Here is a 10399-nt window from a genome sequence, read left to right on the forward strand (position 1 = left end):
AAACTGCTCTATAAGGACAGCCTTGAACAATTTTCGACGCAATTTCGAAAGGGCGCACGGCTTGGCAGTCTGGGGTCCCGACATGGTGTTACGCTGGTTCCGGACCATTCAAATCGGGAGTGTCCTGATCCCGGTCGTTGGCGGGCTGATCTGGGGCGGGATCGCCTGGCAGGAGCAGAAGGCGATCGCCACCGATCATGCGGTCGATACCGTCACGCTTGTCCGTCAATACTCGCAGCGGCTGATCGAGACCGAGATCATCAAGCATGGCGCGGCCCGCAGCCGGGTGAACGGCGAGCCTGCGGACTTCCTGCTTTCAGAAGCCTTTCACAGTTTTCTCGCCGGCCTTGACGGTCGCCAGCCGGATAATTTCGGACTGGCTGTTATCAGCGACGAAGGGCGGATGATTGCTTCGAGCCGTGCCTTCCCCGTCGATACGCCGATGGGCGCGCGCGACTATGTCGATGCGATCCGGGAAGGCAGCCGGCTCTATATTGACCGGATCAAGCTGGAACCGGGCGGCGAGGACGCGATCATCGTGGCGACACCCTTCGTCACCAATGATTTCCGCGGCATGATCGTCTCCTCGATCGCCACCGACACCAGCCGCACCTTCCTGCGCGATGTCGCAGCGCAGGATAATGAGGCGGCGTCGCTTACCCGCGACGATGGCAAGCTCCTGGTCCGCCAGGTCCCGTCCGAGCCTATCTTCCTTACCCCGGACACACAGGCGCGGCAGAACATGGCGCTCGGCAATGAAGGGGTTTACGAGGCGCTGGCGATCTCCGACGGTATCAGGCGCATCTACGCCTTCAGCCGGCTCGGCGGCATACCCCTCGTCGCCAATTTCGGTGTGCCGATCGACGGCATCCGTGCAGCCACGATCCGCAGCGCCCTGCCCGTCTGGCTGCTGATGCTTGCCATCAGCGCCTTCACGCTGGTTGCGACGTCGCTTGCGAGACGCAGCATGCTGGCACAGCGCGAAAGCGACCGGCAGGCGCTGAAGCGGGCAGAAGCTGAGAACCTCGCGCATCAACGGGCCGAACTCATGCGCGAGATGAATCACCGGGTGAAAAACAATCTCGCGCTGGTGACGAGCCTCATCAACATGCAGGCCCGACGCGGCAGCTTCGACGTGCAGGCGCTGCAGATGCGGGTCAGAGCGCTCGCCGAGGTGCATGACCTGCTCTACCGCTCCAGCCACGGCGAGAAAATCGATCTCGGCGAGCTCCTGACCCGCGCCTGCGATCCGGCGACGCTGGTGCCGGAAGACCGGGCCATCACGCTCCAAGCCGTTCTGCCGAGCGGCATTCTCCTGCCTGCCGACCGGGCCTCGCCGCTGGCGCTTGCTGCGCTGGAACTGGTGACCAATGCGGTGAAACATGCCTTTGCCGACCGAGAGACCGGCACGATCCGCCTGACGCTGACAGCAGAAAACGACGGCCAGGCCAGCCTCACCATCGCCGATGACGGCATCGGCATGGAGGAGGAGACCGCGCGGCGCTCCGGCACCCGCCTCGTCGATGCCTTCGTCAAGCAGGTGGGCGGCGAGATCACCCGCGAGATGGACGGCGGCACGCGCTATGTGATCCGGTTCGGCCTGTGAGGGAAGCCACGTCGGGGGTTCCGCGACTTCCCTCGCCTCCCCTCAGAGCGTCATCTTTTCCTTCGGGTGCGGGCTGTCCTCATAGGCGCCCCAGATCGACTGGTCGAAATTGATCGTGGCGCCCGTCATCAGGCCGCTTTCCTCCGACGACAGATAGGCGCAGGCGCGGGCGACCTCGGCCGGATCGACGAGGCGGCCGAAGGGCTGGCGGGCGGCCGCTTCCTTCAGCCAGTCGGCGGGCGCGCCGTGATATTCCCGCTGGATGCGATCTTCGCCGTCGCTCGCCATCCAGCCGATGTTGAGGGCATTGCAGCGGATGCGGTTCTTCAAAAGGCCGAAGGCGACATTGCGGGTCAAGGTGTCGAGTGCGCCCTTGGAGGCGCAATAGGCGGCGATGAAGGGCTGGCCGGCCATTGCGGACATCGAGGAGATGTTGACGATGGTGCCCTCGATACCATCACGCAACATCAGCTTCACCGCATCCTGGATCAGGAAGAAGGGCGCGCGGGTGTTGATCGCGAACATGCGGTCGAACAGCGCCTCGTCGGTGTCGAGGATGGTGCCGCGATCGGTGATGGCAGCGACATTGACCAGCGCGTCGATGCGGCCGAATTTCTCATCGGCGGCGGCAATCACCCGGCGGCAGTCGGCGACCTCGCCGAGATCGGCTGAGATTAAATGCACCGGGGTGCCGTAGCGCTCGGTGATCTCACGCGCCTTGGCCTCACCCTTGTCGCGGCTGCGACCGCAGATGACCAGGCCTTTTGCGCCGCGCTCGGCAAACAGCCGGGCGACTTCCGCGCCGAGCCCCTGCGTGCCGCCGGTAACGACGGCGATCTTGTTGTCCAGTCTTCCCATTGTCTTCCTCATGCCCTGCGCTTGGCAGCCTGTGTCTCGACGAGCGCTGCGAAGGCCTCCGGTTCCATGCCCGCCTTGAGCGCTTCCGCCATCATGGTGTTCTGTGTCTTCGGCGCAAGGCCACCGACCGGCGGATCGCTGTCGAGATTGGTCGGGAAGGCATAGCCTTCCGCCGTTGCGGCCATGGCATTGGCGATTTCGGCCAAGGTCAGCGCGCCCGCCCTCTCGGCCGCCAGCAGCGCCGGATAGACCGCCTTGCACATGGCATCGCGGTCGACGCTTTCCATGGCGCGGCCGAAGGCGGAGGACACCTGCAGCAGGTTTGCCATGCGCCAGATATCGGCGGACACATTGTTGCCGGCGCCGTGCATCAGGGCCGGATTGAAGAAGACGGCGTCGCCCTTCGAGAGCGGCAATTGCACGTGGCTCTCGGCAAAGACGGCCTGGAATTCGGGACGGCCGAAGGCGAGATAACCTTCGAAGAAGGACTGCGAATAGGGCAGGAAGAGCGTCGGGCCGCTTTCGACGGGCATGTCGCAATGGGCGACCGCGCCCTGCAGGGTGAGCAGTGGCGAGACGGCGTGGATGTGGCCCGGATAGGCCTGCATCTGTTCCGGCGACATGAAGCCGAGGTGATAATCGCGATGCGGGACCTGCGCCTTGCCGCCGGGGTTTACCCGGTTCATCTGCGCAGTCATCTGGTAGCCCCGGCCGAGCCAGGCTTCCGACGCCATGGCGATCGCGTCCGAGGCATAGTAGCGGGCGAAATTGTCGGGGTCGGCGAGCGCGTGTTTCTGCAGCGAATTCCAGATGCGGTCATTGGCGCCGGGTTTGGCGAAATGGTCGGCGGCCGCCTTGCCGCCTTCCTTCTCGGCCTTGACGATGGCGTTGAAGACTTCGGTGGCGCGATCGACGACCGACAGGTCGGCAATGGCATTGCGGATGACGATGACGCCGGGGCCATTCGAGAAGGCTTCGACCCACTCGGCCATCAATTCGCGGCGGGCCTCCGGGTCGCGGGCGATGTCGCGCACGGCCGATCCATCATAGAAGAGCACGTTCTTCTCGACGCCGGCGGCGAATGGCCAGTCTTCGCGCCTGGTCTTTAGCGCCACCAGCGCCTTGAAGGCCTCGATGTCGCCGGCCTGGCTGTCGAGCCAGACCTTGTCGCGGCGACGGCTGGTCAGTGTTCTCTGGTCCATGATGTCCTCCCGAATTCCTCATCCACCTTGACCATAGTCAGGCGACGGGCGAGAGATGAGCGGCAAAACACCTCAAAAACACCTCAAGGCCGATCCCATGCGCCCGCCCTTTCCGCTCAAGGACATCGCCCTGCAATCGGGCCTCAGTCTCGCCACCGTCGATCGGGCCCTGCACCGACGCGGGCATGTGGCGAAGGCGACGGGGCTTCGCATCGAGGCGGCGATCGCGGAACTGGAGCGGCAATATGCCGAGGCACGCATCGGCGGGCGGCGCCTCATCATCGACGTGGTCATGGAAACGCCGCAGCGATTTTCGAACGCCGTGCGCGCGGCCTTCGAAGCCGAGCTGCCGGGCATGCGGCCGGCTTCGCTTTCGGCGCGCTTTCACGTGGCCGAGACCATGGAGGAGCGCGATCTTCTCGCCATCCTCAAGCGCATCCGCCGGCGCGGCAGCCATGGCGTCGTCGTCAAGGTGCCCTCGACGCCAGCGATCGCCGAGATGGCGGCGGAGCTGATGGACAGCGGCATTCCTGTGGTGACGCTGGTGACCGACCTGCCCGCCACTGTGCGGCAGGGTTACGTCGGCATGGACAATCGGGTGGCGGGGGCAACGGCCGCCTATCTGCTGGCCCGCATGGCGGGGCCAGCTGCGGGCAAGGTGCTGGTCACGCTATCGAGCGCCCGATTTTCCGGCGAGGAAGAGCGCCAGCGCGGCTTTCGCGATGCGCTCAAAAAGGACGCGCCGCATCTGGGCATCGTGACGATATCAGAGGGGTTCGGCGTCGACCGCACGACGGAAAGGCTGGTGAAGGCGGCGCTTGTCGCGGATCCCGAGATCCGCGCCGTCTATTCGATCGGCGGCGGCAACCGGGCGATCCTGCGCGCCTTTGCCGAGGAGCGGCGCCGGATCGACGTCATCGCCGCCCATGACCTCGACGCCGATAACAAGGCGCTTTTGGCGGAGGGCCGCCTGACCTTTGTCATCCATCACGATCTGCGCCAGGATGCCCGCAGCGCCTGCCAGATGGTCATGGCGCATCACCGCATGCTGCCCCGGGATTTCCAGGTGGCACCATCGCGGGTGGCAATCGCCACGCCGCATGAGGGGATGTGAGGGGATTAGTCGTCGCGGCGGATCATGCCGGAGATGGCGGCGGCGGCGATAGAGGTGACGACCCAGCCTGCGACGATGAACATCTTCTGGAGGTAGAAGAGCCGGTAGCCCCACTCGCCACGCGCCGGGGACGGTGCCCAGGCATCGGTCTGGCCGAGGTCGAGGACGGGCACGACGACATCGAGGGCATAGGCGAAGGCGTAGAAGGTCTCGTAGTCCTTGCCGGGGGCTTGGGGAGCGGTCCAGTCGGCGGCGGGGTTTTCGGAGGGGCCGTCGGCGATGGCTTTCCAGTCTTGCGATGTGAGGATGACGGCGGAGTTGGGGGCGAAGTCGCCGGCGTTCCAGGTGAGTTGTGCGGCGATCATCATCAGGCCAACGAGACCAGCGATACTGCTACTTAGGAGCAACCGCTCAGCCTCACTGAGCGCGTCCTCGCCCTCCAGCTTCTCGATATCGGCATAGGTTCGGATCAGTATGCTCACCCCAGCGTTTCAAGTGATCGCGACACTAGCTGCGGGTTTCGGCGCCCGCAACCATAGGGCGGCAAGGTGCTTGTGGTTCCCCCTCACCCGGCCTCCGCTTCGCTCGGCCACCCTCTCCCCGAGGGGAGAGGAGCAGTCGCAAGCGTCGTGGCGCCGGTGACGAGAACGCAAAAAGCCGCCAGGTTGCCCCGGCGGCTTTTGTCATTTCACACCTATCGCTCGTCTCAGACGAACTGGCTGAGGCCCGGGACCGAGGCGACGACTTCGTCGACAACGTCTGCGCCAGCGTATTCGCGGGCAACCGCCATGGTTTCCTTGGCAAGCGTCGAGATTTCGCCCATGCCGAGGCCTTGCGACATCAGCTGCTGGCCGAGGCCCATGATGCCGCCGCCGCCGATGGCGCTCATCAGGCCGCCGAGCAGGCCGCCGCCGCCAGAGCCTTCGCCATTGTGCTTGGCGACCAGTTCAGCGGCACCGGGGATGGCTTCGATCATGCGGGCGACCGGGCCGTCGGCTGCTTCGCGCTGCAGGAAGCCGAGCATCATGCCAAGGGCTGTTTCAGCCTTTTCCGGGGAAATGCCGACACTGTCGGCGATGCGGGTGACGATTTCGCTCATTCTCGAAGTCCTCCTGAGGCGATTTTGACGTTAACGTCAACGTAATGGATGTTCACGGTGAACTCAAGCGGTCCAGCCCTGGGGTGACAAAAATTGCCGGGGACAGGACGGACCCGGCAGAGCACCCGAGACCGCCTTGACGCCAAGGACCGTACCAAGGTGAGACATCCGACCGTTGTCGATGTTCCACACTCCTCCTATAAGAGCAAGCTGAAGTCCTGATGACGATGGGAGAAACGTCCGCATGCTGCAAGAAGGCTCGCTCTATCTCGGCACCAGCCGCAACCCGGACGACAGCCTCAACAAGGCTGAATACATGGCGCTGAAATACGGCAACCGCCACGGCATCGTCACCGGCGCGACGGGTACCGGCAAGACGGTGACGCTACAGGTGCTGGCCGAGAGCTTTTCCGAGGCCGGCGTTCCCGTCTTTGCCTCCGATATCAAGGGCGACCTTTCCGGCGTTGCCGCCATGGGCGAGCCGAAGGACTGGATCACGCAACGTGCGACACAGATCGGCTTTACCGATTACGCACCCGCCGAATTCCCCGTCATCTTCTGGGATCTCTATGGCGAGAAGGGCCATCGGGTGCGCACCACCGTCGCCGAGATGGGACCGTTGTTGCTCTCGCGCCTGATGAACGCTTCGGAGGCACAGGAAGGCGCGCTCAACATCGCCTTCAAGATTGCCGATGAGGGTGGGCTGCCGCTGATGGATCTCAAGGATCTGCAGGCGCTGCTCAATTACATGGCCGAGCATGCGACCGAGCTTTCGAGCCAGTTCGGTCTCATCTCCAAGGCCTCGATCGCGACACTTCAACGGGGATTGCTGATCCTCGAGCAGCAGGGCGCGGAGAATTTCTTCGGCGAGCCGGCGCTCAAGGTGACCGACATCATGCGCACCACCCATGACGGGCGTGGGGCGATTTCGATTCTGGCCGCCGACAAGCTGATGATGAACCCGCGTCTTTACGCGACCTTCCTGCTCTGGCTGCTCTCTGAGCTGTTCGAGGAACTGCCTGAGGTGGGCGATCTCGACAAGCCGAAGCTCGTCTTCTTCTTCGACGAGGCGCATCTTCTCTTCAATGACGCGCCAAAAGTGCTGATCGAGCGGGTCGAGCAGGTGGTGCGGCTGATCCGTTCCAAGGGCGTCGGCGTCTATTTCGTCACGCAGAACCCGCTCGACGTGCCGGAAACCGTGCTCGCCCAGCTCGGCAACCGGGTGCAGCACGCGCTTCGCGCCTATACGCCGCGCGAGCAGAAGGCGGTCAAGACAGCGGCCGACACCTTCCGGCCGAACCCCGCTTTCGACTGTGCTGATACCATCACCCAGCTCGGCATCGGCGAGGCGCTGGTGTCGACGCTCGAAGCCAAGGGCATTCCTTCCATGGTCGAGCGGACGCTGATCCGCCCGCCCTCGGGCAAGGTGGGACCGATCGACGACGCCACACGGCAGAAGGTGATGAACCTGTCGCCGGTCGCCGGGCAATACGACATCGATCTCGATTCGGAATCGGCTTACGAGATCCTCACCGCCCGGGCGAAGAAGGCCGCAGACGCCGAGGCAGCGCGGCGCGCGGCGGAGGAGAAGGCGGAAAGCGGAGACAGCGCTGCCGGTCGCTGGACCCTGCCCGGCTTCGGCGACGAGCCCGAGGAGACGCAGAACAGCCGCAAGACGACAACGACGAAACGCTCCGGCGGCTATCAGCGCGAAACGGTGATCGAGGCCGCCATGAAAAGTGCGGCACGCTCCGTTGCGACCTCGGTTGGCCGTGCCTTGGTTCGCGGTATCCTCGGCAGTCTTCGCCGGTGACGGCTCGCGTTTTTCTCGCGCGCCACAAGAACTGAGTGACGAAAGCTCGCCGTTATCGGCGGGTTTTTGTTCACTTCCGTGCAACCATACCTGATATATACTCATCACTGATACAATTCGCGGACCTGTCTCCGGGAATTCATGGGGTCGAGCTTGGACAGCAGTCTGGATCACGTCGTTCTGGTCAACAATGCAAAGCGCGCGCTGGAACGCGGACGCTTTGAGCTCACCTACCAACCCATCTATTCCGTCGACAACCGGGAAGTGGACAGTGTGGAAACACTGCTGCGCTGGCGCATTGCGCCTGGTCGACTGGCGGCCGCGCAGGACTTCCGCGCCGTCTTTCGCGATCCCATGATGTCGCTGTCGATCCGTGATTTCGTGCTATCGACGACACTGCGCCAGGCGGCGCGTTGGCGGGCCGAGGGCCACGACATGGGGCGGATCAGTGTCAATGCCACGGCCTTCGATCTGTGTTCCGGCGATTTTGCCCTGCGGCTGACCGACATGGTGCAGGGTTTCGGGCTGACACCCGATATGCTGGAGATCGAGGTTGCAGAGCCGGCTTTCTATGGCCCGCTGGCCAAGCCGGTCAGTCTGGCGCTCGAAGCCTTGCATTACTGCGGCTTTTCGCTGGCCATGGACAATTTCGGCGCGACCCATGCCGGGCTTACGGCGCTCCGCAACCACAGCTTCCGGCGCTTGAAGATCGACCATTCGCTGATGCGCAGCGCGCTCACCAATGCCGTCGACAAGGCGATCGTGCGCCATGTCATCGCGCTCGGCCACGATCTCGGCATGATCGTCACGGCAGCCGGCGTCGAGAACGAAGACCAGATGGAAATCGCCGTGCAGCTCGGCTTCGACAGCGTGCAAGGCTTCTTCGTCTGCTTCCCGAAGGAAGCGGAGCTTCTCCCGCGCGTCTGTCATGTACTCAACCTTCAGGGCCGATCCGCCTGAGCCTCTGACCTCATGCCATTATGCCCTTCCGCCCTCGCCGATGAGATGGCAGGATGGCGCCCATGACCTTGCTGATCTATCCGCTGGCTGCCCTTGCCGAAATCGCCGGATGTTTTGCCTTCTGGGCCTGGCTGAAACTCGACCGCTCGCCACTCTGGCTCGTGCCCGGCCTTCTGTCGCTTGCGGTGTTCGCGTGGCTGTTGACACTGGTCCCCTCCGAGGCAGCGGGCCGCGCCTATGCCGCCTATGGCGGGGTCTATATCGCCGCATCGCTTGTCTGGCTCTGGCTGATCGAGGGGCAGCGGCCGGATCGCTTCGACCTGACGGGTGCCGCGATCTGCCTTGTCGGCGCAGCGGTGATCCTGTTGCCTGCCCGGGGCTGAACGAAAAGACCCCAGATTGGCAGGATGCCGGCTTGCGGAATTTCCGTATATACATGAACTACGGTGATTGTCTGGGATGAACCGAAGCGGCAGCAGAATCTGGCGAAGCACAGCCTCGACTTTGCCGAACTCGATCTGTCGTTTTTTCCTGACTGCTTCGATCCGGATGGCGAAGACCGGTCGGGCGATCGCGGTCGGAGAGTTCCAGGGTCGCGCTATCGTCGCAGTCGTCTTTCTTCCGATGGGGCGCGAAGCAATCTCCATCATCTCCATGCGTCCGGCGAGCCGTCGGGAAAGGAGCGAGGCATGAAGGACAAATTCTCATCGGCCCGCCCGCTTACGGACGCGGAAGAGGCCGATATTCAGGCGATGATTGCGTCTGATCCCGACAACCCGGAAATGACGGAAGAGGAATTGAAGGAGTTCCGCCCCTTCCGCGAGGTGTTTCCGGATCTCGCGGAGGCAATCGACCGCAAGCTTGGTCGTCCCAAGGCGAAGACGACGAAAAAGGCGATCAGCCTGCGGCTCGACCAAGAGGTGATCGAGCGGTTCAAGGCGGGTGGCGAGGGATGGCAGTCGCGGATGAACGAGGTGCTGCGAAAGGCGGTGGGGCTTTAAGACCCCTGCCCCGTTCCGCCCTCCCGAGCCATTCACCAACTCCTCCACCCTTCCACCAGCATCAGCGCCGCCACGGCAACCAGCAGCCAGCCGGCGGCGCGGCCGATCCAGATGGTGACTTCAGGCTTCGAGACCAGCGCATCCCGCCCCTTGGCCGCAGCGAAAGCAAGCCCGCCATAGACCAGCCCCTGCAGCATGAGGGTGAGCGCGCCCATGACGAGCGCCTGACGCCAGAAGGGCCCATATTCAGGGCGCATGAATTGCGGATACACGGCGAGGATGAAGAGCCAGGCCTTCGGGTTGAGCAGGCAGGTGATCAGTCCCTGGCCGAAGATGCGGGCCGTCCGGTGCAGGTTTGAGGCTTCAATGCCGTCGATGACGATGGCGCTTCTGGCCAGCGTATAGCCGATCCAGATCATATAGGCCGAACCGATCACCAGCATGGGGCCGGCAAGCTGCGGGACCAGCGTCGAGAGGACTGTCACGGCGATGGTGCCGAAAAGCGTGTGGAAGACGCCGCCCAGCATGATGCCGGACGTGGCGGCCACGCCTGCGCGGCGGCCGCCGGTCAGGCCATTGGCGATAACGAAGATCATGTCCATGCCGGGCACGATGATGATGCCCGCCAGCAGGGCGGAGAAGAGCCAGAGGTTTTCGGCATAGGTCATGTCAGTAGGATCTCCTTAAATGGGCAGGCCATGCGCGGGGAATGGCCTGTTTTCAATGCTTTGGAGATGCTTTAGACA

General features: G+C 63.7%; 11 protein-coding genes and 1 pseudogene. 7 read left to right on the top strand and 5 right to left on the bottom strand.

Annotated features, from left to right (window positions below):
- Positions 1-82: 82 nt before the first annotated feature.
- On the top strand, positions 83-1606 hold the full coding sequence (locus BSY240_RS07310) for a sensor histidine kinase (RefSeq protein ID WP_171901555.1): 1524 nt from the start codon (positions 83-85) through the stop codon (positions 1604-1606).
- A 42-nt stretch (positions 1607-1648) separates the two neighbouring features.
- Here the strand turns inward: BSY240_RS07310 and BSY240_RS07315 are convergent, their stop codons facing one another.
- Together BSY240_RS07315 and BSY240_RS07320 are read right to left on the bottom strand one after the other, a co-directional pair.
- Positions 1649-2464 carry an SDR family oxidoreductase gene (locus tag BSY240_RS07315; RefSeq protein WP_150127426.1) on the bottom strand — a complete coding sequence of 272 codons (816 nt, stop codon included), beginning with the start codon at positions 2462-2464 and terminating at the stop codon, positions 1649-1651.
- A gap of 8 nt (positions 2465-2472) precedes the next feature.
- A complete protein-coding gene (locus BSY240_RS07320; protein WP_069041862.1) occupies positions 2473-3666 on the bottom strand; it encodes a phytanoyl-CoA dioxygenase family protein in 1194 nt (397 codons plus the stop codon).
- A 55-nt stretch (positions 3667-3721) separates the two neighbouring features.
- Here BSY240_RS07320 and BSY240_RS07325 point away from each other — a divergent pair, with 55 nt between their 5' ends.
- Positions 3722-4780: a LacI family DNA-binding transcriptional regulator gene (locus BSY240_RS07325; protein ID WP_150127427.1), complete on the top strand. Its 1059-nt coding sequence runs from the start codon at positions 3722-3724 to the stop codon at positions 4778-4780.
- 5 nt (positions 4781-4785) lie between these two features.
- On the opposite strand, the gene BSY240_RS07330 is transcribed toward BSY240_RS07325, so the two are convergent.
- Positions 4786-5262, bottom strand: coding sequence for a hypothetical protein (locus BSY240_RS07330; protein WP_069041863.1), 477 nt, complete (start codon positions 5260-5262; stop codon positions 4786-4788).
- Positions 5263-5486: 224 nt separating this feature from the next.
- On the bottom strand, positions 5487-5879 hold the full coding sequence (locus BSY240_RS07335) for a DUF937 domain-containing protein (RefSeq protein WP_054151115.1): 393 nt from the start codon (positions 5877-5879) through the stop codon (positions 5487-5489).
- Between the two features lie 244 nt (positions 5880-6123).
- Here BSY240_RS07335 and BSY240_RS07340 point away from each other — a divergent pair, with 244 nt between their 5' ends.
- The 5 genes and pseudogenes from BSY240_RS07340 to BSY240_RS07355 all read left to right on the top strand — a co-directional run bounded on the left by BSY240_RS07340 (position 6124) and on the right by BSY240_RS07355 (position 9653).
- On the top strand, positions 6124-7692 hold the full coding sequence (locus BSY240_RS07340; RefSeq protein WP_069041864.1) for a helicase HerA-like C-terminal domain-containing protein: 1569 nt from the start codon (positions 6124-6126) through the stop codon (positions 7690-7692).
- 153 nt (positions 7693-7845) lie between these two features.
- A complete protein-coding gene (locus BSY240_RS07345) occupies positions 7846-8652 on the top strand; it encodes an EAL domain-containing protein (protein WP_236759329.1) in 807 nt (268 codons plus the stop codon).
- Between the two features lie 62 nt (positions 8653-8714).
- Positions 8715-9035, top strand: a complete 321-nt coding sequence (locus BSY240_RS07350) for a YnfA family protein (protein WP_069041865.1) — start codon at positions 8715-8717, stop codon at positions 9033-9035.
- 63 nt (positions 9036-9098) lie between these two features.
- Positions 9099-9345: pseudogene (locus tag BSY240_RS24545) on the top strand (BrnT family toxin).
- Complete coding sequence (locus BSY240_RS07355) at positions 9342-9653, top strand: BrnA antitoxin family protein (RefSeq protein WP_069043877.1); 312 nt, start codon at positions 9342-9344, stop codon at positions 9651-9653. The pseudogene BSY240_RS24545 and the gene BSY240_RS07355 overlap by 4 nt, the downstream one beginning before the upstream one ends.
- Positions 9654-9685: 32 nt before the next feature.
- Here BSY240_RS07355 and BSY240_RS07360 read toward each other — a convergent pair whose 3' ends face one another.
- Entirely contained in the window at positions 9686-10321 is a 636-nt protein-coding gene (locus tag BSY240_RS07360; RefSeq protein ID WP_069041866.1) for a LysE family translocator, read from the bottom strand.
- Positions 10322-10399: the final 78 nt, after the last annotated feature.

Source organism: Agrobacterium sp. RAC06 (assembly GCF_001713475.1).
Lineage (GTDB): Bacteria > Pseudomonadota > Alphaproteobacteria > Rhizobiales > Rhizobiaceae > Allorhizobium.

Excerpts from the sequence above, each read along its gene's own strand:
- BSY240_RS07310 (WP_171901555.1), top strand. The coding sequence starts at position 83 with ATGGTGTTACGCTGGTTCCGGACCATTCAAATCGGGAGTGTCCTGATC.
- BSY240_RS07315 (WP_150127426.1), bottom strand. The coding sequence starts at position 2,464 with ATGGGAAGACTGGACAACAAGATCGCCGTCGTTACCGGCGGCACGCAG.
- BSY240_RS07320 (WP_069041862.1), bottom strand. The coding sequence starts at position 3,666 with ATGGACCAGAGAACACTGACCAGCCGTCGCCGCGACAAGGTCTGGCTC.
- BSY240_RS07325 (WP_150127427.1), top strand. The coding sequence starts at position 3,722 with ATGAGCGGCAAAACACCTCAAAAACACCTCAAGGCCGATCCCATGCGC.
- BSY240_RS07335 (WP_054151115.1), bottom strand. The coding sequence starts at position 5,879 with ATGAGCGAAATCGTCACCCGCATCGCCGACAGTGTCGGCATTTCCCCG.
- BSY240_RS07340 (WP_069041864.1), top strand. The coding sequence starts at position 6,124 with ATGCTGCAAGAAGGCTCGCTCTATCTCGGCACCAGCCGCAACCCGGAC.
- BSY240_RS07350 (WP_069041865.1), top strand. The coding sequence starts at position 8,715 with ATGACCTTGCTGATCTATCCGCTGGCTGCCCTTGCCGAAATCGCCGGA.
- BSY240_RS07355 (WP_069043877.1), top strand. The coding sequence starts at position 9,342 with ATGAAGGACAAATTCTCATCGGCCCGCCCGCTTACGGACGCGGAAGAG.
- BSY240_RS07360 (WP_069041866.1), bottom strand. The coding sequence starts at position 10,321 with ATGACCTATGCCGAAAACCTCTGGCTCTTCTCCGCCCTGCTGGCGGGC.